Origin of the sequence: Bacillus sp. FSL R9-9497 (assembly GCF_038005805.1) — a bacterium.
Classification (GTDB): Bacteria; Bacillota; Bacilli; order Bacillales; family Bacillaceae_G; genus Bacillus_A; species Bacillus_A cereus.
Window position 1 is genome coordinate 399,911 of the sequence record NZ_JBBOTY010000002.1, and the last position, 24,378, is coordinate 424,288.

Sequence of the window (24,378 nt, forward strand, 5' to 3'; positions counted from 1 at the left end):
ATGTAAATAGGGTTTATTTTCTTTATTTTGTTAAATATAGCAGTATCTAGCGTTCAATTACCCACATTTTATCCAGATTAGGCTGCTATTTATTAACATTACAAAGTATTTCCACATAACTCACATTATTATTGATGATTTTTATTAGATAAATACAACGACACTAGTAGTTACAATGATGTCAGGAAAATATTATTCACATTCAAGTATATTTTTCCTCATATCCACTATTTTTATTATTTTTCTTCTGATTTTTTGTAGGTTTTATGAGATAGGTTTTACTACTTTAAAAGAATACTCCTTAGCACTATGTGGAGAGTTCTATAATGCTAGAAGAGAATTTGTATAGAAGTGCATAAAAAAAGACCTCATTTTACATGAAGTCCTTCTGATTTTGTATTTATAAATAGAGTAGTAGAAAAGGAGTATGAATGAAACAACTACGAATAGCCCTCTAATTTCGATTTTTTCAAAAATAGAGAGCTCGTTACTATTATTTTATTTCCATCGCGTGTAGCACCTGATCTGGAGCTGTTATTGTTACACCAGCACGTACTAAGCGTTCGAAGGTACGCATAAACTCTAGTAAATTAAACTGTTTTGGTAGCTCAATCACACGCAGTTGTTCTTGTGGTAGTTTATCAATTGTTTCAATAAACCATTCACGTACATCACTTGGAATTGTGCGTTCTTTATGACCACGAACTTTTAGTTTTTCACGCATTTCAATTTCTAAAGCGATATATGCATGGAGATTCACTCCCTGATCATATGCATATTTTCTAAATAACGTTTCTTCCTGGTATTTTATATAATTACGGTGATAAGATTCTTCTGTTACTGGTACCGCAAACTTCTGCTTCAATAATGCATGCACATTTTTAAACATCTTTTTAATGTTACGAAGAGAGTACATAGAATAATGTAGGCCGAAATTAAAGATAGCTTGCTCACGTTCGCTATTTCTCTCTTTTGGTATATGCTGCGCAATAAGAGGGTAGATACCTTCTTTAGCTGCTGTATCGAGAATTTGATATTGAGATGTTTGATGCAATAGTTTCTTCAATGTATATACAATTTTCGTTGGATATCCTTCTTTTCGATCAACCATGTCACGTAGTCCGTGAATTACACTGCGAATTTGACGATGACAAGTGTGCTTTAATACATGAATGAATTTATTCATGTCTGCAGAAAGTTCACCGATATTCATCTCTTGTAGGACTGCTTCGATAAATTTCGCTTTTCGAGCATAGGTAGCTTTTGGTGTAAATGGATCCCTATGTTGTTCTTCTCCAGCTTCTTTCGAACATAAGAAGTCTGAATGTATAGACAGATATAATGTTGTATATCGTTTTGTATGCTTTACACCTTTTTGCATTTTGCAAATTTTGAATAGGGGATTCCCCGTACATGGTAATGCAGTTGTTAATTCCTCGATAACTGCACGGATCTGATGCGGATATTTTTTATGTAAGAAACGATACATCCCACCGAAGTGAGTTTTGTTTCCTCTTTCGTCCTGCTTGTCTAAAGAACGCTTTAATGTTGTTTCCGTATGTTGTTGCATTGCGATGTCTAAGAATAGTTTCTTAGCTGCTACAGATAGCTTAAAGAAATCCTTTGTAAATACAACAGGACTAATATATACGTACGGATTTGCTTTTTCTGTTTCCTCATTCATAAAATGAGTGAGTTTGATTGTATAACGGCCATCTACTCCATTTTCGATGGAGATAATGTTATGTAAGTTTAATTTCTTTAATGCGATATAGAATTGAGAGTGTTGGATATAAGCAAATTCTTCTTTATATTGCTTGTAATCTTCCCACATCATATGTATGGTTACATTTGGAATGACGCCGTTTGTATAGCATTTTTTATGTAAGTACAAGAACACTTCAAGATCAGCATTCGTAATACCGTATAATTTATGTTTTCGTCCTGCTTTTTCTGCAAGTGTAGACATTGCCCGACGTGAAAAAGATGGTTTGGCTTTTTCAACAAAACCTTCTACATCCGCAATACGCTCTTCGTATGTCATGTGCTGCAAAATATCTTCTAAATATGTATCTTTATAGCTGTAGTATTTCTCCTCAAATGTTTCCACAAACTTTTGCCAAGATTTGAGTGTTACTAAAACTGCGTTTGTTGTTTTCCCATTTAAGCTACGTTGATTACGTATCACAAATGATTTTCCCATCTTTTTCACCTCCGTTCTACAAATTCAGAAATATATGTCAAAATACTATAAAATATACCAATTTTGATTATAGCAAATCGAAAAATGATGAAAGGCGCTCCTTTAAGAAGAAAATTAGCAACTTGCAACAGCTTATGAAGCTAGTTGTATCAAGGGATAAGAGAATTTCATGATTTTTTTTTGTGTTAAGGATACCGCAAACGTGTTGCAAGTTGTGTGGTATGTATAAAAGTAAGCGAAAAAGCACCTAAACCCTTGGTATATAAAGGATTAGAGTGAAAATGGTAGGAAAGTTAGGGAAAGGATACCGCAAACATGTTGCAAGTTAGTGAACGCAATCATTAAAAATGAATTGTAATAAATACCCTTGATATAAAAGGATTGGTCGGCATTTATAGAATGAAAGTAGGGAAAGGATACCGCAAACAGTGTTGCATATAGTGAGGGAAATAAGGGCATGCATACCGCAAACGTGTTGCAAGTTGGGTAATATGTATAAAAGTAAATAGAAAAGCACCTAAACCCTTGGTATATAAAGGATTAGAGTGAAAATGGTAGGAAAGTTAGGGAAAGGATACCGCAAACATGTTGCATATTATGTATGTAACTTATTAAAAATATGAGATAAATAGCTTAAAAACTTTAAAATGACATGATTTTTTTTAGAATTACTTAGTTGAGAAATTAATTATACTGTTGCAAGTTGAAAGAGATAGGGAAAGGATACCGCAAACGTGTTGCAAGTTGATTAGAAATAGGTAAGAGAAAGAGCAAACGTGTTGCAAGTTGAGAAATATAAGGCAAACAAAGCGCAAAAAGAATGTAAGTAAGGAGAAATAGGTAAGAAAAAAAGCAACCTGTTGCAAGTTGAGGAGTTAAGGAAAGCAAGGCGCAAAAGAAATGTAGGAAGAAGAAATAGGGAAAAGAAAGAGCAGCATGTTGCAAGTTAAAGAGTTAAGGAAAGCAAAGCGCAAAAAGAATGTCAGTAAAGGAAAATAGGTAAGAGGAAGAACAACCTGTTGCAAGTTAAAGAGTTAAGGAAAGTAAAGCGCAAAAGGAATGTAAGTAAGGAGAAATAGGTAAGACAAAAAGCAACCTGTTGCAAGTTGGAGAGTTAAGGAAAGCAAGGCGCAAAAGAAATGTAGGAAGAAGAAATAGGGAAAAGAAAGAGCAGTATGTTGCAAGTTGAGAAATATAAGGAAAGCAAAGCGCAAAAGGAATGTAAGTAAGGGGAAATAGGTAAGACAAAAAGCAACCTGTTGCAAGTTGAAGAGTTAAGGAAAGCAAAGCGCAAAAGGAATGTAGGAAGAAGAAATAGGGAAAAGAAAGAGCAGTATGTTGCAAGTTGAGAAATATAAGGAAAGCAAAGCGCAAAAGGAATGTAAGTAAGGGGAAATAGGTAAGACAAAAAGCAACCTGTTGCAAGTTGAAGAGTTAAGGAAAGCAAAGCGCAAAAGGAATGTAGGAAGAAGAAATAGGGAAAAGAAAGAGCAGTATGTTGCAAGTTGAAGAGTTAAGGAAAGCAAAGCGCAAAAGAAATGTAGGAAAAAGAAATAGGAAAAAGAAAGAGCAGTATGTTGCAAGTTAAGGAGTTAAGGAAAGCAAAGCGCAAAAGGAATGTAGGAAGAAGAAATAGGGAAAAGAAAGAGCAGTATGTTGCAAGTTAAGGAGTTAAGGAAAGCAAAGCGCAAAAGAAATGCAAGTAAGAAGAAATAGGGAAAAGAAAGAGCAGCATGTTGCAAGTTCAGGAAAGAAAGTTGCAAAAGGAATGCAAGAAAAGCAGAATAGAGAAGAAAGAAACAAAAATTTGTAAATATCTGTTACAATAAATTAAATATAATAGTAGTTAAGATTTTTATACTGAGAATTATTTAATTGTGATCCATGGTTTAGGGAGGAAAAGAAAGTGGATAACTTATTACAAATGTTTCGAGATGCATTGTTAATCTCTGAGCCAATTTATAAAACTAACGAGCTAGTATGGAATAAGTGGAATGCATATTTTAAAGATGTTGAAAACAATAATAATAAAGTACTCACATCACCTCATGCTTCCCCATCATTTACTGCATTAGTGTCTTGGCTAGAGAAAAAACAAGAATCCGGTACTACATTAGTACAAATTTATGCCAAAATTGATTCCTATAAGGAAGAAATATATAAAGAAATTGAAGGATTTATAGACAAAGAATTCCAAAATATAGCTTCTTCAAGTTCCATAATAGTAGAAAATGATCAAAATATAGAAGAGACAAGTATAGTAAACCATGAGGATTATTATGAGGTAAATAACTCTGCTGTTTATTATAAGCTAAGAGATGGGATTGCAAAAAATCAATTTGAAGAAGATGAATTAAGTAAGGTTTTACAATATCCTATTGAAACAAAATCTTCTAATGGTGTAGCCCAGCTTTCTTCACACAAAGATGAAGATTTAAGACTTACTAATATAGAAGAAGCTGCTCGATGGAATACTCTTGTCGATGATGTAATGAGTAATATGGATGATTTAACGGCAGATTGTCTAGATGCAATTACAATACAATGGATAAACGAAGCAAAATCTCCAGACGAATTCATTGATTTTTCTTATGAGCAAGTTTTAGAGATGTGCAACATTCCAAAAACAGTAGTCAAAAATAAGGAATACTATAGAGCGGAAGATAAAATTAAAATAGCAAAAAGAATTGCGGCTTTAGCAAGTATTTTTATCTATTTAAATGATGAGAATGAAGTCGTAGTATTAAATGACCGTGAAGATGAAGGGGAACGACTAGAATTAAAGCGTGAGGTTGTTAAACGATTATTTGTATTAGATTCGGTTGTATTGTGGAGACATAGTGTTACAAATGAATATATGGGTATTGAATCTTGTCGTATTAAGCCAGGCAGCTTTTTAACCAATTATTTATACGGATCAAATAATACAACAGCATTATTGTCTAAAAAAGCACTTGAATACAATAGTTATAGACACAAATATCATAAAAGGTTAATACGATACTTAACATGGCAATGGAGAATTAGACAAATGTATTCATCATTGAAAAAGCCATATTCTATAGGTGGGGACAAAGGCCTGCTAGCAGTAATGGATATCCCGAAAGATTGGAAGCCTAATCGTATTAGAGAACAGTTAGAAAACGTTCTAATGGATTTAGAAAATGAAAAAGTAATCTCTCATTGGGAGTATAGTGATCCACTGGATGAACAACAAATTGGGAAACGTAATTGGTTTAAAAATTATTACACTAACTTAGGAATAACGATTTTGCCACCTGAAGAAATGTTACAGTCAATGGATAGGGTAATAGGAAAGAAGAGTATTGAGGAACCACAAGAGCAGTTACCGGAAGTAACAGTTGTTAAAGAAATAAAGAAGACTGTAGAATCAGTCGAACAAATAGAGAAAAAGATCCGTGACAAAATACTGAAAGTACACAATGAAAAAAAGGTAAGCATTCGTGAAATAGCAGATGAAATGAGTATTTCTCCGTCTACATTATCTAGGTTTTGTAATTATAAAACAAAACGTTTATCTAAAAAAGCATTAGAAAAGCTAACAAAATGGTGTGAAAGGCAAGAAATATTAGAAAAGATGTAACATAGACTAAATATTTCTTTTAATAATAGTCAAAGTAAAAATACACATACATTATGTATGTGTATTTTACTTATTATTACCAATAATAGTCTGAATTTTCTTTATTGATGGTGGTTTTGGCGGGCGAAGATCCTACTGGAAAGTCATTATAGTTATGCTGTTTAATCCACTGCAATTAAATTTCTTGTCTTATCGATATGGCTCAGTAACATACGATACTCTTCTTCATACATAGTTATACGTTGTAGAAGAGATTGATTCTCTGTTTCTAAATCTTCAATTTGATTTTGTAACTTTGTCAATTCATTCATATCTTTATAATTTTGTAGAAAGAGAATAATATCTTCTAATGTAATAGACAAAGAGTTTTTTTCTTTTTCTGATGGGGAGAGGGGAATGTTGTTTCCCATTTTTCGGTCTTGTTTTGCTTGTTGTATTTCTTCTTGGTATTGTTTTCTCACATATGAATTCCAACGAAATCCACAAGCTGCGGGTGTTCTAGCTAGTAGTTTTGCTACTTCTTTGAATGCAGCTAACTGTGTGCCACCGTTACGAATATTCTGAAGTACTGTTGATGCGAGAAGTAAATCGTTATCATCAGTCCAAGAATCTTGTCTTGAGATTACCACGTTTTAACCCCCCTTATATGTTTTATATTATATATATGCAATTACTCAAAATGATAGAAGTTCAACTTCTCTTGAAATAATTGGGAGTAACTTGGTAGAAGTATGTATGATTTTACATGCAAAATTGCATTTAAGGTTGACTATTTCACAAGGTGTAACTACACTGGTTACAGTGATGCAACTGAATTAATAAAGTTGTTGGTATGAATTGGTTGTATTAATGATGTATAAACAAATATTAAAGAATGAATGGAGTTGAAAATATAGTCCTACATATAAAACGTTTGTATAAAAAGAAATTAGGTAATATACATTTTTTTATAACTATATACTAATGAAAAGAGGTGCATGTTTTGAAAATTTTTAAGGGAATTTTAGTTTCTTCAATTGCATTAACAGCATTTAATGGGGTAGGCGGACTACTTCCAAATGAAAAATCAGAAGTTGCCTATGCGGCTACTTACAATTATTCAAATAAGCAATTGAATTCTACTGTACATAAGCAAGTTACTAAACAATTAATTTTGAAATTTAAAAATGAAGCGAATTTACCATATCAGGATGGAATAGAAAAATTCATTAAAGAAGAAAAACAAGATCCTGAATTAATTGGAATTTTAGCTGAATATCCAAATGTAACTATAAATCGACTTTTTAATTCTTTAAATCCTAAAGAAATTAAAAATCTTGGTAAAGAAATAAAAGGTTCTGATCATATTTCTTCTAATTTGCTAAACTATTATATTGTAGAAACTCAAGATGATATTGATGTACAAGCATTACTTACAAAATTTGAAAAATCATCTCTTGTTGAAACGGCGTATTTACAGGAAGAAGAGGCGCCACCAGCAGAGCGTTTGCCAAACTTATCTGTTAATCCATATGATGAGCCTAGACTTACAAGACAAGGTTACCTTGAACCAGCACCATTAGGAATTAATGCACCTTATGCCTGGAGCATAAAAGGTGGAGATGGAAAAGGAACTACTTTCGTAGATATGGAGTATGGGTGGTTATTTAATCATGAGGATTTAGTGAATCAAAAGATTGAACTGATATCTGGACAGAATAAAAGCGAGCACCATGATCATGGTACCTCAGTCTTAGGAATTGTTTCGGCAGAGGATAATAACATAGGTGGAATTGGGATCGCACCGAAAGCTAAGGTAAAGGTTGTATCTCAGATTAGGGATAACGGAAATTATAATACAGCTGATGCTATTTTAAGCGCGGTTAACAATATGCAAGCTGGAGATATTCTTTTACTAGAGGCACAAGCAACTTACGATGGATATGGAGATAAGAACTATTTTCCTGTGGAAGTAAAACCAGACATATTTGATGCAATTCGTATGGGAACAAATAAGGGAATTATTATTATTGAAGCAGGTGCAAACGGCGGAAATGACTTGGATCAATTTAGAGACCGTAATGGTAAACAAGTTTTAAATCGTAATAGTCCTGATTTTAAAGATTCAGGGGCAATTATGGTTGGGGCAGCTTCTGCAAGGGTTCCTCATAAGCGTTCATATTTCTCTAATTACGGTAGTAGAGTGGATGTGTATGGATGGGGGAATGCAGTAGATACTACAGATGCTAAACCAAGTGAATTTATAACAAATCTATATACATCTAGTTTTGCTGGAACATCTAGCGCATCACCTATTATTGCTGGTGCTGCAGCATCAATTCAAGGAATTGCAAAAAATAATCAGGGGAGAGTATATACACCAAGACAGCTTAGGGATATTTTAAGTGATTCTAGCACCGGAACGAAATCCAATGATCCAACTTCTGATAAAATTGGTGTTTTACCTGACTTAAAAGCTATTTTATCTAAACTTGGTTTTTCACCAAACTTAGGTAATGATTCTTCCATTGTATTTCCTGAGGAACAAGAAATAAATAAAGGAAATAAGGGAAATGAAGGATCTGCTATTACATTCCCGAAAGAAGATACCGCTAATAGTGGAGAGGACTCTAGCTTTATTTTCCCAGAATAATAGAAATACTTCCTATTAAGCATGGGGCAAAATAGTTTACTCAATAAGAACAAAGGATATGAATTCAATAGAAATATGAATTTATATCCTTTTTATTTTAAGCTGTTTTTACTACCTTACAAAAACGTAATGTTAGCGTAATGGAAATGAATTTTGGCAGCCAATAGATTAGGATATAATTTTTGTGAGAAAAGATATGAGGTGAATAATATGAAACGAATAGTGCTTATGTGTAGCGTTTTTGTGATGTTTACTGTGTTGTTATCCGGGTGTAATTTAAATCGTCTTGGTACAGATACATATTATGTGCAAATTACCAAGGATGGTGAAAAATTAAAAGAGAAAAATGTAAATGGGGATACGACTTACGAATATAAATTACCTGGATTTGATAAGGATGGTAAAGAGAAAGAAATGGAGTTTACAGCGTTAAAAAACCTTCGTAAAGAAGCGTTTTTACGTATATATTACTCTGAGAAAAAAGGTGTGAAATCTTGGGAAGAACTTAAAAAAGACGAACTCCCTACAAAGGTAAAAGAAAAATTAAAGGTGGATTAATATATAATGCTTTGTTAGAGCAATATATCCTCAAACTATTAGAATGTATATTGTGAAATAGGCTAAAGTTCTTTATAGTTGTAAAAGTAAAAGGCTGACAGTTATTGTCAGTCTTTTACTTTTGCACGAAGAAAATATAAAAGGCATTTAACAGACAAGTGTTGGATTATTAACAATTATTTATGATCCAAAGCTACAATATATCTACTCCTGAACTATAATAATTTTAGGTCAGAAATAAGCTTCTAATTTTGTGAGGAGTTAAGTACTAAAAAAGCTTAATTTTGTTTACGTATTTATAGTCGTTTAAAGGATTTATGATTGGTTATGATATAATAAAATTCAAGTACAATAAGGGGGATTAATTAAATGATTTTTCAAAGCATGATAACAGCTATTATAGAAAAATTACAAGAGACGGTGAATCCCTATTGGATAATTGTGTTTGGATCAACGGCTGAGAACAGAGAACGAGAAGATAGTGATATTGATATAGCTTATGTAAGTGACACAACATTAGGGAACTATGAACGTTTTTTATTAGCACAGGAGTTAGCTAACATTGTTCAGAGAGATGTTGATTTAGTTGATTTATCCGAAGCTTCTACAGTTTTTCAAGCTCAGATTATACATACAGGAAAGACAATATTTTGTTCCGATGAAAAACGTAAGGTTATTTTTGAAATGAAAACTTTAAAAATGTATTCAAAATTGAATGAAGAACGACAGGTAGTATTTGATGATATAAAGAAAAGAGGTTCTATATATGAAGAATGAGGTTATTTTAAATAAAATTTCTACAATAGAGCGTTGTATAAAAAGAATCCAAGATGTGTATGGAAATGACCCTGAAAATTTAGAGGACTTTACAAAACAAGATTCAATAATATTGAATATACAAAGAGCTTGTGAAGCGAGTATTGATCTAGCAATGCATATTGTTGCTGGGAAAAAATTAGGACTACCCCAATCTAGTCGAGAGGCCTTTGATTTATTGGTTACAGCAGGATTACTTAGCGCTGATCTAGCAAATAAGTTAAAGGCGATGGTTGGATTTCGTAATATTGCTGTTCATGATTATCAAAGTGTAAATTTAGATATTGTTCGTCAAATTATTGAAAAACATTTAACTGATTTCAAACTATTTACGAAGGAAGTAATGGGGATATTGGAATTTTAGGCGAAAGAACAGAATAATAAAGCTGAGAGAGAAAGTAATTCTATGACTAAAAAACCAGCTATTGAAATAATTACTTAATTTCGTAAGAAGAAACGCGGTCATAAGATGAGTTTGTTTTTGATTTTAGCGAATAAAAACAATATAAAATAATAGAGTTTCAAAAAAATAGCCCTCCACCAGACCTTTTTTGGTCAGATGGAGGGCTGTTTTTTTTCATGTTTTGACAAGTTGCGGTGAGATAAGCCTGCATTTGGACAGACTTCAGCCCCCGAAATCGAGCATATCGATAGCCATGTAGTTCTTTGGCGTCCGCAAAGCTTCGCTCTATAGTTGAATAGCGTACTTTGTAAAACTTTTTCCCTGTAACTGTTAGTTTGTTTTTTCTAGCGATATCCTTATATTTCTCCCATATATGATGAGTAATAACTTTTTGTTTCTTTGAAAAACATACCTCACGTAGCGGACAAACAGCGTAGTCTTCTGGATTGGATTTATATTGATGATATCCTTCACGATCCGTTGTCGCATACTCTAAAATACACCCCATCGGACAAGCAAATGCATTCATTTCTTCTACATATTTAAATTGGCTTTTTGACCCTTTACGCTCCTTGAGGAAGGAGTCTTCTTGGCTAAAATGATAAATTTGAAGCTATAAAAGCAACAGAATTATGTAATAAGTGAATCAAAAAAACAACCCCAAAAGCAGACATGGTAACCTGATATTTTTCATTCTTTTTTTTATATACCCAATAAGCATAGTTATATAAAAGACCAATTATCGTTGTACCAACTATATAAGTGATTCCATATGGATGATTTAATCCAAATATAATTGAAGTTATTAATATGATAAGGTAATCGTGATTTTTAATGTAAGGAATCCAACTTAATAGCCAAAATAAAAATACTTGAAAAACTATTGTTTCATATATAGGTGCCGCTAATACCCCTAATAAAACTTGAAGAATAAGAGGTGCTTCTGTTATTGGGTTTTTTTGTATTTCAGGTAAGAATAGATCTAATGGTATTACAAATAAAAATGATCCTAATAAAATAAGAAAAATAAAAGAAATGGTAGGCAAAGCAAACATAAATCTATTTATTTTTTTGAGCATATATATTTCTCCTATAATCTTTTATTACATCTATACGAAAAGTAATAAATAATTGAGTCTCTTTTTGTTTGACATGTTTTTGTCTACTATTGATGAAAACCGTTCTGTAATTGAATTCTTGGCTTATATGTAGGTGTAGCGATAAAGTAGGGATATATTAACACTATATTGTTAATATTAAAATATTAAAGAGCTAAGTGAGATATTAAGTTCACACCAATTTTATGATGAATATAATATCAAGCCAGTTAAGGAAATATGCTGTATAGGACACGCTTGTACTGTTTATTTTACTATATGAATATTTAAGTGCATATAGTTTTGGAGGAGTATGTATTTTTGCATTTTTTAATACAAAAGTTTTTTATTAAAAATTTACTTTCTGCGCTACCTCATATGAATTTAAGACACTTGAAGAGTAAAGGCCAAAAGAGTCTAAGTTTAGATTGTACAGGTAAATATTATAATATTATAGAAAAATAAGGGGAAAAGTTATAAAATAGGAGATTGAATTAAACTTTCAGATTTTATTGTTCTGCAAGATAAAAATAACTAAAGATGAGGCTCTTAAAAATTCTTATCTTTATTTAAAACTAACGATATTATAAAAAATCCTTGCTGAAGGTACTGCAACAAATCTAATTTGAAAATCTTTAGGAGATAAATATGGAATTTTAAATATTCTTAGTCGTCTATAAAACATTATAGCAATTATTATAGGCAAATCCTTTAATATCATCGATTTAGAAGAAATCAGTACAAATAGAAAAGATGAAGTGGTAGAAGTATTACGTCTTCCTTTTAATAGATTTCCAGGAGCAGCTGGACATATAAAAGATGCAATTGTAAATGAAAAAAATTGGAACGTTTGGTTGAACGATTAGTATGCTATTTTAAAGTTTAAATTAATAACAGAAAGAGAACCTCTTAATATGTTACTACTTTGTTTTTGTATTGTTGAAAATAAGAAAGGTGAAATCAATGAAAAAATATTGGCATAAGCTATCGTTGCTTCAAAAAAATGTATTACTAACGGTATTAGTAATTCTGACCCTTGTTGGAAGTATGGGAGCGTTAAGTTTTAATATGTTTCAAAATAGTATGATGTCTATATTTGAGAGGCAGTCTTTTGAAACAGGTGATGCGGTGTTAAATCAATTAGATCTAGAAATAGTAAGATATGTAGCAAAAGACCCCACAGCTCAAAGAGTGAAGAAAGAAAAATTGACAGAGCAATTGGATAAATCTATAAAAGATATGAAAAGTGTTGGGCAAACATATGTTACAGGAGCCAAGCTAAATGATAAAGCTGAATTACAAATAGTAGCTTTGGGTACAGAATTAGCAAATACTGTTTCTGTAAAGCCAGGTGAATACTATGAGCAGCCTACTTATTGGATGAAAACATACGATAAAGTAATACAAACAAAACAGGCACAAATGACAGAAGTGTATGAAGATGAATTAGGGTTCTGGGTAACAATTTTAGAGCCAGTTACAGATGAAAATAAAAATATAATTGCAATTGTTGCAGCAGATTTGGAAGCTTCTATTATTCCTCTTACAAAGAAAAACTTTATGATACAAGGTTTACTATTTATTATAATTTCATTAACTATCGCAATTACAATTCAAATATTTATCTCACGAAACTCTCTATCGCCTTTAAAGGATTTACAAGAAGGGTTACGTAAAGTTGGTGAAGGGGATTTAAGTATTAAATTGAATGAAAGATCTGATGATATAGGGATAACCAATATCTATTTTAATAACACTATTAAAAAGTTTAATAGGATTATAGATAAAGTAAGGCAGACTGCTGAACAGGTTTCGACATCTTCACAGGAATTGTCGGTAAGTACAAAAGAGAATAGCATAGCCTTTAAAGAAATTGCAAGTGCTATTACAGGATTAAATTTAGGAGCACATTCTCATGAATATGTAGTGCAAAAATGTTTAGGGATTGTTCAAGAAATAGAAAGTAAGATGAAAGAAATTAAAGGAGCTGCAAAACAAGTTGGCAATGCTTTGGAAGACATGGACCAGCATTCTGTAGAGGGAAAAGGTTTGATTAAGCAAATCGTGAATCAAATGAAAAGAATCAAAGATACAGTTCAGGATGTATCTTCTAGTATTTATGCATTAGAAGTACAATCTAAGGAAATTCATGAAATTCTTACTGTAATTACAACCATTTCAAATCAAACAAATTCATTAGCTTTAAATGCTTCTACTGAATCCTCATGTGCTGGAGAGATGGGGGAAGAATTTTCAGGTGTTGCGGACGAGGTACGTATATTAGCGGAAAGAACCGAGGCATCTACAAGGGATATAGCTAAATTAATTGGTGAAATCCAAGCTGAAGCAGAGGAGGCTGTAAGATCCATACAGAAGAGTTCAAAGGAAGTAGAATCAGGAATAACACTTGTTCAAAGTAGTGGTGCTTTCTTTGAAAAGATTTCAGAATCTGCACAATCTGTTACAAATCAAATTAAAGCGACTTCGAATCATTCAAGTGACATTCTAAAAGATAATCAAACCATTGTTCAGTTTGTAAATGAATTATCACACATTGCAAATACATATGTGAATAGCAGTAGTAATGTGGAGTCAAGTATGAAAGAGCAAGAACTATATGTACAAGAAATTGCAGAGTTGGCAAATTCTTTAAATTGGCTCTCGCAAGAATTACAGGGGTTAATAGGGGAATTCAAAAGTAAGTAGGATAGGAGAAGGTGTAGGTATAGAGTATGACCTATACCTTTATTTATTCCTATATAAGAGATGAAAGCTTAGGTATATATGTAAAATAGCTAAACGAATAATTTTTTTGCATATTTTGTTGGAAATAGAGCATGATATTACCAAATTCAACGGAGGTGTTTAAAAAATGCAAATTCGCGAAAATAATAATTCAAACGAAATCTTAATAGCAGCTGCAGCAAGTGCAATTGAACAAATGAAATATGAAATAGCTCAGGAGTTTGGTGTTACACTTGGACCGGACTCAACTGCACGAGCAAATGGTTCAGTAGGTGGAGAGATTACGAAACGTTTAGTTCGTATGGCGCAAGAGCAGCTATCTGGTCAATATAAAATTCACTAAAACTAAAGGTATATCCCATTGAAGGGATATACCTTTTTAATTTGTTTGTAAAGAGGATCGTTACATTTTTTATTATTGGTTAAGTTTAGAAACAGCAAATTTAGCTGTAAAATTCATCTTCTTCATGTACGTAGAATTTACACCTGCTTGAAATTGTACAGAAATATTACCGTCTTTTTGCGCTTTAAATACGCGACCATATGGGGAATTAGCATTGAATGTGCCAATTACTTGATTATCCGCATCAAAGACTGTATAAGAAATTGGGAATCCTGAATTTTGTACAAAGACTGTAAGTTCTTCCCCTTTTTTAAGATTAAATGATTCTTTTTGAGACACTTCATAGGAACTCATAGAGTAGTATTTTGTGACTTCTTGAATTTCTAAATTCGTAGTAGCTGCACTCGCTTTTAATGCCTCAGCCCCTGGTAAGTTCATACCTGAAAATACTGCAATTCCTAGTGCCCCTGCTAAAATCAATTTTTTCATAATAGTATTTCCTCCTTTAATATATTGTGAGATTTGAAACGAAAGTGAAAATTTCAATCCCTGAAACCATTATAGTTACAATGAGAACTATTTTCAATGGGGATTGGTATGTAATTTTGCATACACAAAGTAGCGATATAAGGTAATCTATTCAAGTTTTGAAGTCTTCTTAACAGAAGGGAAGGGTAATTTAAAAAAATCATGAATCAGATTGTAAATGAACTCTATATCTTTTGTAGAAAGACTAGAAAGTGGGGACTTCATAATTTGAAAACACCAAGGTGGAGTTTTTCTGAATGGGAATGAACAATCCTCTATTAAAAATATTTTTTAACACCAAATATATTAAATTAATCCTCATATAACACATTATTTTTCAGTAAATGTTAAAAACTTTACGCGTATGTAAATTTTTAACATTATTATTTTTCTCAATTGTATAATTTTATTTTCGAATTATACTTAATTCGTAATACCAAAATTAGGAAAGGACCTTTGAGACAGGACATTTATCTTAAATTCTTATTTAGAGGAGTGATTTAAAAAATCAATGAAGGAAATGTATCTCTAGATTAATTAGGAAAAGAATTTGAAGTGTTATTATACTCATCCAAAAATATAATTAGCATTGTTTAAAATACATGTACATTTAATAAATCCACTTTTGAAATTAGTGAGAAAACTGATATTTCGTATGTAAGTAATAATGAAATTGAACGAAAGGACTGATTTATATGGACAAAAGAAAGAGTGGTAGATTACAAAAAACTATAAAGGTGTTTGCGACATCCGCTATTTTAGCAACTACTTTATTTGCACCTATCATGACAAATAATTTAGCTGTACATGCTGAAACTGCACAAACTGCAACTCAACTTGAACAAAGAGAGTTTGATCTTCCAGGTACAGGCAGTTTTTCGGATGAAGCAAAAAGAGAAAAAAGAGGTGAGCAAAAAAATTATATGCCAACAGGCATTTATGTGAAACCTAATGAACAGGTTACTATTACAGTATCAGGAACGCAAAAGATTAGAGCCATTATTGGGACACATCAATATGATAAAGAATGGGGAAAAGAAATTGATCTTTCTCCCGGTTCTAATACTATTTCTTCATCGAACGGCGGTGTATTAGGGTTAGATAATTTTCAAAGTACAGGAACAGTTAAGGTGCAGGTAACGCAAGGCGGAAGTCCTATTCCTTTCTTTGAATTAGGGAAACACACGAAAGAAGACTGGGTTGCCATGATGAACAAATATCCAGATGCACATGCAGTACAATTGAAATCAGAACGAGCAGTACTAACTGTAACTCGTGATAGTGCCAATAAATATATTGTAAATCAAGATCCTGTGCCACTATTAAATAAATATGATGAAATGATTCGAGCGCAAGACAAGATATCGGGGCTATCTGAAACAGAACCTAATCCTTTACATCGTTCAACTCGTCGTATTTGGACCTTTGTAGAAAACCCTAATGCACAAAGCTGGGGCATGTATGCAAGTTGGGATGGTGCCGTCTTTACAACTGCTGGTGAAGCAATCAAAAGTACTTTAAATGTAAATGAGTTTGGATGGGGACAAATGCATGAAGCAGGACATGCAAGACAACAATATCCATGGACGTGGAATGATTTAAGAGGTATGGGTGAAGTAACTGTTAATCTATATTCTTTAGCTGCATTCAAGAAAATATATCCAAATAAACCAACACGTTTAGATACAGAGGGAGATTATAATAGGGCTTTTACTTATTTAAAACAAACGAATAAAGAATATAAAAATATTGATGACCTGTTTGTAAAACTTGTTATGCTTTGGCAGCTTCATTTGGCATATGGGGATGAGTTTTATCCAAATCTTCACAAATTATATCGTGAGATACCAGAGGATCAACTTCCAAAAACAGACGAAGATAAAATACAAGCTTTTATTTACAATACATCGAAAATAGCAAAACAAAATGTACTACCGTTTTTTGATCAGTGGGGATTGAAGGCAACCCAAGAAACGAGACAAAAAGTAGAAGCTTTAAATAACCCGACATTAATTGCACCTATATGGGAAGCAACGGATGCTAAACCTGTTAAACCACTTGCTGTATTATCTAAAAAAATAATGAAGGCAAGTGCAAATAGTGAGGAATCAACGGGTTCAGCTAGTAAGGCGATAGATGGAAAAACAGATACATTTTGGCATAGTAGTTGGACACCAAATCAATATCCATACAATTTAACACTAGAACTTGGCGATACACGTACCATTTCACAATTGGCATATATTCCAAGGCAGGATGGGTCAGAAAATGGCCGTATTTTAACTTACAATATTTATACGAGTGTAGATGGTGTTAAGTATGACAAAATATCATCAGGAACGTGGGAAAATAATAGTAATAAGAAAAATGCAACATTTGATCCAGTTACTGCAAAATATGTAAAAGTGGAAATAACAAATGGACAGAATGGATTTGCTTCAGCAGCTGAAGTAGATATTCTAACTGATTCTCCATCTGTTAAACCATACGTATTGCCTAAAAATACAATGAAAGCAAGTGCAAATAGTGAGGAATCAAGTGGTTCAGCTAGTAAAGCAATTGATGGAAAAACAGATACATTTTGGCATAGCAGTTGGACACCAAATCAATATCCATACAATTTGACATTGGAACTTGACAAAAATCAAACAATTTCAAAAGTGGATTATCTTCCAAGACAAGATGGATCAGAGAACGGCCGCATTTTAGGGTACAGTATTTATACAAGTGTAGATGGTATTAAATATGAAAAAGCATCATCAGGAACATGGGGAAATAATAGTGATAAGAAAACGGCAACATTTAACCCAGTTACTGCAAAGTATGTAAAAATAGAAGTAACGAATGGACAGAATGGATTTGCTTCAGTAGCTGAAGTAGACATTTGGGGATAATAATCTTTTACAGAAATGGTTGGGGATTATAGCACGTCGCTATTAAGTTAAAAAAGTGTATCCATAAAACAAAAAACGCTATTCTTTTTGTAGAAATATACAGAAAGGATGGCGTTTTGTATAAATCCATCAATTCAGAATGGGTTTCATTTGTTCACTAAAGAACTACAGCGATACCCATCTTCAACAACTTGAATAAGAGATAGGTTTGGTAAAATGTAAAAGTTAGTATAGTGCAAGAGATTTGACGGTCTTATGTATCTGGAATCGTCGAGAAGGAGCAAGCGATTCTGTTACTTGATTATTTAATCAGTTTTATGCAAATACAGCTACACATATGAGTTCAGAAGGAGTTAATCAATGTTTGAACCGATATTCGGATTTATTTCTACAGCGTTTATTATAAAACATTTTAAGGTTGATAAAGTTTTATTATATGGAATTATTAAACAAAAATGATAAATTATATGTTATGATAAAAAGGCAATAAAGTACATCATCCTGACTTTATTGTGTATGTTTAGCCTATGTATGTCGTTTGTATTAAAAATAAGAAGTCTCTTAAAAAGAGACTTCTTATTTTTTGTATGGAGGGGGTATTACAGATGATTGATTACTATCAAATGTTTTTAATTGCTATGGCAGGTATTGCCTTATTTTTTTATATACAACATGCTGGAAAACCAACGAAAAGAAACAAATGGAAGTTTTTAATTGTAGTATTTTTATTTTACCTTTTGAATTATTTATTTCTTAAATTTATATAAATAAATGTAGGAGGGGGATACGTATTGAATTCTAAAATATAAGAAAAAGGAAGGTATAATCCTTCCTTTCATCATCCAGTATGTCCATGTGAATATTTAATAACATTTATAGTACTTTGAGAGCCTGTTGAAGAATTTGATCCAAAAGTTACTGTTACAACAATTAAGATACCCAGTAAGCTAACCGCTAATTTTTTCATTTTAATGCTCCTTTTTTAAAGTTTTTTTCACTGGCTTTACTAGCTTCATAATAGTAATAGCTGGCTTTTTTATGATTATTTTCTTTGTAAAATTGGGTTGCTAACTTTTCAGTATATTCATTTATATACTCATATAGTTCTTCGCGTTCAAAATAAGAAATTCCTTCTAAAACAGTTTTTTCTATATCAGTAGCACAACTATTTAGATTCATTTTTTCTAAAATCTTAAAGTGATGTATATAGCCTTCAATTCCCAATTGAGTAGAAAGCTGTAGGCCTCTTTTTATTAATTCTTGAGCAATTTGATGTTCTCCTAATTTATAATGTTCCCTAGCTTCAATAAAAACAGCTTTATAATCGCTAGGTAGCTTCTGATTAACTTCAGATAAATAACGTAATGCTACCTCGGATAAATTCTGTGTAGCATACATAAATCCTAGATTGTGACGAACAATCAAAATATTGTATTCTAAATTTTCTTTTTGGAATGTATCCATAGCCGAGATAAAGTGTTCCTCAGCTAATTCCCACTCCTTTAAATGAGTACATGCTAATCCATATAGGTTATTACAGAAGGCAACTTTCAATTCATACCCAGGATGTTTTGAAAATATATCTTTCGCCTTCATTACATGATTAATACATAAAATCGATTTATGTGTATGACAATAGAAAATGGCCAACTCATAATGGAATTCAGCATGTTCAATCTCATCAGGAATTGTTTCTAATAGGTATTCAGCTTTATCGTAATGTATTTTTGCAAGGCTATGATTGCCAGTAACATTGGAATGAATGGCTTTAAAGAAGTGATAATAGTATGAAAGGAAATCGTCTGTAGGAGTTTTATAAGCATCACTTTGTTTAAAGCTATCTTTAGAAATACTTAAACTATCAATTAAATATTGATGTCTAAAATCTAGTAGTGAGAAGTATAATAATATCGTTTGATTTTCCTCTATGTTATGGATTTTGTTTTCGATTTCCTGTTTAAGTAATTGAGCGGCGTCTACATGCCTAGCTCTAATTTCTTGATACCATTCATTTAATAAATGAGTTATTTGCTCGTTCCCCTGTATATGAACATTCATTGTTCAATTTCATCCTCTCCAAAGATATTATGCAGCAATTAGTATCATATCAGAAATTTCCTCTATCAAAATCTATTTAATAGCATTTATCAATATAAGACGGAATATTCTATCAATTTATATTTGTTGAGATTCAAGTAGTATGTATTATTGTAATTTTTATAACAATAACCTCTTTTTTCAATTTAAAGATTTGATCAAAATATATTTTTTTAACAGGAGGAAAGGGAGCTATACCTAAGTAATTATGTATAGGGATAATAGAAAATAGAAATAAATAATAACGGGGAATTTGAAATGTTAGAGTTAAAAGAAAAGCAAGAGAGAAAAGAGATTTTGGAAGAAGATAAGATGTTTAATATCTTGTATTATGTGAATAAAGATGAGTTAAATATGATTTCTGATTTTAAAGAATTAAAAGAATTAAAAGAATTAAAAGAGGGTTGTATTCGTATAGCAACAAACTTATATGGTAAAAATTCATCTGAAGTACAAGCTGTCCAACAAGCTTTTAAAGCAGCTTATATTTAATCTCTTAATAGGGTGTAGCTTATTATTCGCTATTAATAAATGGATAATAATATTTTGACATTAGAAAAGGGAACGCTTATACAGTGTTTCCTTTTCTAATGTAATTGACTTTATTTTTTAGATCTCACATAACCAGCTGCTTGAGCATCAGCTTCTGAACAGAACCAAACAATATTGTCTTTTGTAGAATCATAATATTGTCCACCAGGAACATGGTATTTTTTCGAATTGGCATTTCCTTTAATTTGTCCTTTACAAGTGGTATTGGCTTCTTTGTCATCACTAGGATCATTTTGGAAAGGTTTCCGATTAGAACCGTTATGATTACCACTAGATGAGGAAACAACAGCATTACTTTTTTGTGAAGCTTCTTCCTGGGCCTTACGGTTAGCTTCTTTCTGAGCTTTACGTTGAGCTTCTTCCTGAGCTTTACGTTGAGCTTCTTCTTGAGCTTTATGGTTAGCTTCTTCCTGAGCTTTATGGTTAGCTTCTTCCTGAGCTTTATGGTTAGCTTCTTCCTGAGCTTTGCGTTGAGTCTCTTCTTGAGCTTTACGGTCAGCTTCTTCCTTACTCTTTGTGTCTGCTGTATCTTTTTTAGTATCTTGTGAAGTGGCAACTTTGGTGTCTGCCTTTTGTACAGTTTGATTGGAAGTTGATTTTCCATCAATAAATACAATACCCATTAAAAAGAAAGCTAGTACTAGATATAAATATGAATATACTACTTTCTTTCTGGTTTTAATTTGTATTTTGGGTAACACAAATTGTGGTTTAATTAATCCAATAATTAAAGCAAGTAAGCTTAACGAAAATCCCAAAAAACCAATATTAACAAGGGCAGGGCGGATAGAATTTGGAATAATTGCTTGAAGTATTAAAAATAAAATAAAGATATAAACAATGGAAGCAATAAACATTTTCCATGCGGTTTTAGAGCGATAACCAAAAATTTTTCTCCAGTTCATTTAAGAACCTCCTTATCTAAGATACTAGATTTTGCTTATAAATTATAATACTGTAATGATTTAATATTGAGATGCAATTCATCAACTCTCATTCAATAAAATTAATGTATTTATGTAACAAATATACATATGTAAGCATATCATTGTCGTTAACAAATTTTCCATTTTTTTATTTTCATTTTGTCTTGTTTACTCGAAAGATTTTAGTATATTAGAGATTTTAGATGCTTTATTTTGGCTCATTCATTAGCAAATGAAAGGTTAATCATCATTTAAAAGGAAAACTTGGTGTTAAAATATGAATTAATATAAGATAGTAAGTATTAATTAATCTGTATAAGGAAGTGTGTAAGTATGAAGAGAAAAGTATCGGTGGTTGGTGCGGTAATTGTTAATGAAAATAATGAAGTCTTATGTGCATTACGTTCTCCGACAATGACGTTACCTGATTATTGGGAGTTTCCAGGTGGTAAGATAAACAAAGGAGAAGAACCATCAGCTGCATTAATTCGTGAAATTAAAGAAGAGCTTGGATGTACAATTGTTGTAGATGAGAAGGTAGAGGAAGTTGAGTACGAGTATGAAACCGTTGTTGTTCATCTTACTACATATAAAGCTAGAATCTTGGCAGGTAAGCCTAAAGCTCTTGAACATGCAGAGCTAAAATGGATGAGTATTAAGGATTTAAAGCATTTAAAGTGGGCACCCGCTGATGTTCCTACGGTAGAAGCACTGTAGGAATATTTTAATCAAATACCCTTGAGAATTATAATTTTATTATGTAATATACAGTTATATTGTTAGTTTATTTGATTCCGTTCATTCCCACACCTTATGTGTTGTGGTTGAGTTGTAGAAGTAAGTTTTGTTCTTACTTTAATTTTGAAAGGGCTTCTTTGAGCCGATTAGTGTAATTAGCTTATTTTGCTATGCACAATTAATCGGCTTGAGGAGGCCTTTTTTGTTTGGGTTTAAACAGGTATAAATATATATTTCTGTATAAAACAACAGATTAAGATAGGAAATTTATATAGGGGGAGAAAACATATGAGTAATTGATTTGTTTATCAGGGAAATTGGAGGGATATGTAGTTTTTTTACGTTAAATGTATACACGGATATATGAAACTGTGATTGTAAAATAGATACATAATAGATTTACGAATCGCAGCAAAAATAATTATATAGAAGTTTTGTAGACGACATAAATGTACTCATTATAAGAAGGATGAATAGAATTTTACTGTGAATTTTTTAAAAAACGTATCAATTGATACGTTTTTTATTGTAATTCTAGTAAATATGAGGTACGATTTGAAAGGGGAAAGAATTTTAATGCATATTAGCTTTCAAAATAGGGAGACAAAAAAGCACACTAATTTTACAATCGGGGAGATTGAGCAGTACATATTAGAGTTTAAAAAATTAATTAAAAATAATCGATTTACGGTTTCTCGAAATGAAAAAAGGAAAGAGAATAGTGAATTTTTAGAGGCTAATAAGATTAACGCTAGTAAAGTGAAAGAGATTCTTCTTAATATAGGAGTACGTGATTTTTGTTATGCAGTTGATAATAAAAATCCAAATTTTGCTCATGAAAAATTGTATATCTTTTGTCCACAATATGAGTTAGATAATTGGGGACAAAAGAAGTCGGTAGACATATATATTAAGATGAATCTAATTGAAAATAAGGACAGGAACAAATACATGATTGTTGTTTCTTTTCATAAAAGGAATAAACCAGTCACTTATCTTTTTAGGTAAAGATAAGTGATTAATGGTTTTAGAATGAGGGAGGATTTTTATGTTGGTTTTATGTGAGTTTTGTCGAGATATGGTAAAGTATTCTACTAAAGATGTTTCAAAAGTGACAGTCATTAGAGGGAAGCAATATCATTATGTAGGTAAAGAAGCAAATTGCGAGGAGTGTAAATCTGAAATATTTGTTCCTAACATTCATGATTATAATTTAGAACAATTAGATCATGCCTATAGACAACAGGAACAGTTAGTTACTATTTCTGAAATAAGAGAGGTTTTAGAAAAATATAAGATTGGAAAACGTCCATTGTCTTTACTTTTAGGTTGGGGAGAGGTTACCCTAACAAGGTATGTAAATGGAGATATTCCGACGAAGCAGTACTCGGATATATTGAAAAGATTAGGTAGAGATCAATCTTTTATGCTAGATATTTTGGAAAGAAATAAAGATTTAATTACTCAAAAAGCATATAGAGTCTCTAAAGAAGCAATCGCAAAGCTACAGGAAAATGATGATATTCCTTCTACGCAGACTACGAAAATCGAGGAAGTTGCTAACTATTTGCTATATAAAAATGATGATATTACTCCTTTAGCTCTTCAAAAGCTGTTATACTATGCGCAAGGATTTTGTAAGGTGCTTACTGGGACATATTTATTTGAAGATGATTGTGAAGTAGGAAGTCATGGCCCGGTATATCGAGTTATTTTTAATAAATATAAAGTATATCAGTACGACAATCTTGAAGTTAATTATGATAGTACAAATCAATTAACTCAAATAGAAAAGGAAATATTAGACTGTGTAATCAATACTTTAGGTTGTTATAGTGGGAAGAGTTTAGAAAAAATGATTCTATTTGACTTACCATGGGAAGTTGCGCATCTAGAATTAGAAGATAATGATCCCGGTAAACCTATTATGGAAAAAGAAGAGATAGATAATTGCTTTAATACAATGAAACAGGCATATAATTTAGTTACAATTTCTGATATAAAGAAATATGGCATAAAAGCATTTGAAAATATAAACAATTCAATGTTGTAACTATATCATTTTTAATATGATTGATATATGAATTTTTTACTGTTAATCAGGCCTCTATAAAGGTATTAAAAGATAGTACTAATTACAAAAGGTTAGGATTGCAGAATATAAACATTATTAACACGATGTAAATATGCATATTAAATAAAAAGTAAAGTGGATTGATACATTATATGGTAAAATGATATA

At 31.7% G+C, this 24,378-nt stretch carries 20 protein-coding genes and 1 pseudogene; 13 read left to right on the forward strand and 8 right to left on the reverse strand.

Annotated elements, in window-relative coordinates:
* Nucleotides 1–493: 493 nt before the first annotated feature.
* Entirely contained in the window at nt 494–2,203 is a 1,710-nt protein-coding gene (locus MKY21_RS29440) for a hypothetical protein (protein WP_016090251.1), read from the reverse strand.
* Nucleotides 2,204–4,109: 1,906 nt separating this feature from the next.
* On the opposite strand from MKY21_RS29440, the gene MKY21_RS29445 reads away from it, so the two are divergent.
* Nucleotides 4,110–5,807 carry a helix-turn-helix domain-containing protein gene (locus MKY21_RS29445; protein WP_016090252.1) on the forward strand — a complete coding sequence of 566 codons (1,698 nt, stop codon included), beginning with the start codon at nt 4,110–4,112 and terminating at the stop codon, nt 5,805–5,807.
* Nucleotides 5,808–5,968: 161 nt separating this feature from the next.
* Here the strand turns inward: MKY21_RS29445 and MKY21_RS29450 are convergent, their stop codons facing one another.
* Entirely contained in the window at nt 5,969–6,436 is a 468-nt protein-coding gene (locus MKY21_RS29450; RefSeq protein ID WP_098280868.1) for an RsfA family transcriptional regulator, read from the reverse strand.
* A 353-nt stretch (nt 6,437–6,789) separates the two neighbouring features.
* Between MKY21_RS29450 and MKY21_RS29455 the strand changes: the two genes are divergently transcribed.
* The 4 genes from MKY21_RS29455 (at nt 6,790) to hepT (ending at nt 10,177) form a co-directional block, all read left to right on the forward strand.
* Nucleotides 6,790–8,439, forward strand: a complete 1,650-nt coding sequence (locus MKY21_RS29455) for a S8 family peptidase (RefSeq protein ID WP_341078297.1) — start codon at nt 6,790–6,792, stop codon at nt 8,437–8,439.
* 210 nt (nt 8,440–8,649) lie between these two features.
* The gene (locus MKY21_RS29460) at nt 8,650–8,997 is read left to right on the forward strand and encodes a YxeA family protein (RefSeq protein ID WP_098280866.1); all 348 of its coding nucleotides are present in this window, start codon (nt 8,650–8,652) and stop codon (nt 8,995–8,997) included.
* Nucleotides 8,998–9,366: 369 nt separating this feature from the next.
* A complete protein-coding gene (mntA, locus tag MKY21_RS29465) occupies nt 9,367–9,774 on the forward strand; it encodes a type VII toxin-antitoxin system MntA family adenylyltransferase antitoxin (protein ID WP_000577229.1) in 408 nt (135 codons plus the stop codon).
* Complete coding sequence (gene hepT, locus MKY21_RS29470) at nt 9,764–10,177, forward strand: type VII toxin-antitoxin system HepT family RNase toxin (protein ID WP_000787540.1); 414 nt, start codon at nt 9,764–9,766, stop codon at nt 10,175–10,177. The genes mntA and hepT overlap by 11 nt, the downstream gene beginning before the upstream one ends.
* A gap of 123 nt (nt 10,178–10,300) precedes the next feature.
* On the opposite strand, the pseudogene MKY21_RS29475 reads toward hepT, so the two are convergent.
* Nucleotides 10,301–10,775: pseudogene (locus MKY21_RS29475) on the reverse strand (transposase); the annotation flags it as partial.
* Nucleotides 10,776–10,809: 34 nt separating this feature from the next.
* Complete coding sequence (locus tag MKY21_RS29480) at nt 10,810–11,295, reverse strand: CPBP family intramembrane glutamic endopeptidase (RefSeq protein ID WP_061663250.1); 486 nt, start codon at nt 11,293–11,295, stop codon at nt 10,810–10,812.
* A 981-nt stretch (nt 11,296–12,276) separates the two neighbouring features.
* Between MKY21_RS29480 and MKY21_RS29485 the strand changes: the two genes are divergently transcribed.
* Together MKY21_RS29485 and MKY21_RS29490 are read left to right on the forward strand one after the other, a co-directional pair.
* On the forward strand, nt 12,277–14,019 hold the full coding sequence (locus tag MKY21_RS29485; RefSeq protein WP_341078300.1) for a methyl-accepting chemotaxis protein: 1,743 nt from the start codon (nt 12,277–12,279) through the stop codon (nt 14,017–14,019).
* Nucleotides 14,020–14,185: 166 nt separating this feature from the next.
* Nucleotides 14,186–14,401 (forward strand): alpha/beta-type small acid-soluble spore protein, encoded by a 216-nt coding sequence (locus tag MKY21_RS29490; RefSeq protein WP_001167047.1) that lies wholly within the window; start codon nt 14,186–14,188, stop codon nt 14,399–14,401.
* 72 nt (nt 14,402–14,473) lie between these two features.
* Here MKY21_RS29490 and MKY21_RS29495 read toward each other — a convergent pair whose 3' ends face one another.
* A complete protein-coding gene (locus tag MKY21_RS29495) occupies nt 14,474–14,890 on the reverse strand; it encodes a hypothetical protein (protein ID WP_044585145.1) in 417 nt (138 codons plus the stop codon).
* 734 nt (nt 14,891–15,624) lie between these two features.
* On the opposite strand from MKY21_RS29495, the gene MKY21_RS29500 reads away from it, so the two are divergent.
* On the forward strand, nt 15,625–17,823 hold the full coding sequence (locus MKY21_RS29500) for a discoidin domain-containing protein (protein ID WP_341078301.1): 2,199 nt from the start codon (nt 15,625–15,627) through the stop codon (nt 17,821–17,823).
* A gap of 605 nt (nt 17,824–18,428) precedes the next feature.
* A complete protein-coding gene (locus tag MKY21_RS29505) occupies nt 18,429–18,590 on the forward strand; it encodes a hypothetical protein (RefSeq protein ID WP_165852350.1) in 162 nt (53 codons plus the stop codon).
* Between the two features lie 71 nt (nt 18,591–18,661).
* Here the strand turns inward: MKY21_RS29505 and MKY21_RS29510 are convergent, their stop codons facing one another.
* Nucleotides 18,662–18,790, reverse strand: coding sequence for a hypothetical protein (locus MKY21_RS29510; RefSeq protein WP_000732002.1), 129 nt, complete (start codon nt 18,788–18,790; stop codon nt 18,662–18,664).
* Complete coding sequence (locus MKY21_RS29515) at nt 18,787–19,881, reverse strand: Rap family tetratricopeptide repeat protein (protein WP_001100598.1); 1,095 nt, start codon at nt 19,879–19,881, stop codon at nt 18,787–18,789. The genes MKY21_RS29510 and MKY21_RS29515 overlap by 4 nt, the downstream gene beginning before the upstream one ends.
* 297 nt (nt 19,882–20,178) lie before the next feature.
* On the opposite strand from MKY21_RS29515, the gene MKY21_RS29520 reads away from it, so the two are divergent.
* Nucleotides 20,179–20,412: a M4 family metallopeptidase gene (locus tag MKY21_RS29520; RefSeq protein ID WP_097995625.1), complete on the forward strand. Its 234-nt coding sequence runs from the start codon at nt 20,179–20,181 to the stop codon at nt 20,410–20,412.
* A gap of 110 nt (nt 20,413–20,522) precedes the next feature.
* On the opposite strand, the gene MKY21_RS29525 is transcribed toward MKY21_RS29520, so the two are convergent.
* Nucleotides 20,523–21,377, reverse strand: a complete 855-nt coding sequence (locus MKY21_RS29525) for a sunset domain-containing protein (RefSeq protein ID WP_341078305.1) — start codon at nt 21,375–21,377, stop codon at nt 20,523–20,525.
* A 354-nt stretch (nt 21,378–21,731) separates the two neighbouring features.
* On the opposite strand from MKY21_RS29525, the gene MKY21_RS29530 reads away from it, so the two are divergent.
* The 3 genes from MKY21_RS29530 to MKY21_RS29540 all read left to right on the forward strand — a co-directional run bounded on the left by MKY21_RS29530 (nt 21,732) and on the right by MKY21_RS29540 (nt 24,189).
* Nucleotides 21,732–22,115, forward strand: coding sequence for a (deoxy)nucleoside triphosphate pyrophosphohydrolase (locus MKY21_RS29530; protein ID WP_044585142.1), 384 nt, complete (start codon nt 21,732–21,734; stop codon nt 22,113–22,115).
* 597 nt (nt 22,116–22,712) lie between these two features.
* Nucleotides 22,713–23,144: a hypothetical protein gene (locus MKY21_RS29535; RefSeq protein WP_000548170.1), complete on the forward strand. Its 432-nt coding sequence runs from the start codon at nt 22,713–22,715 to the stop codon at nt 23,142–23,144.
* Nucleotides 23,145–23,184: 40 nt separating this feature from the next.
* Nucleotides 23,185–24,189 (forward strand): type II toxin-antitoxin system antitoxin SocA domain-containing protein, encoded by a 1,005-nt coding sequence (locus MKY21_RS29540; protein WP_000960611.1) that lies wholly within the window; start codon nt 23,185–23,187, stop codon nt 24,187–24,189.
* Nucleotides 24,190–24,378: the final 189 nt, after the last annotated feature.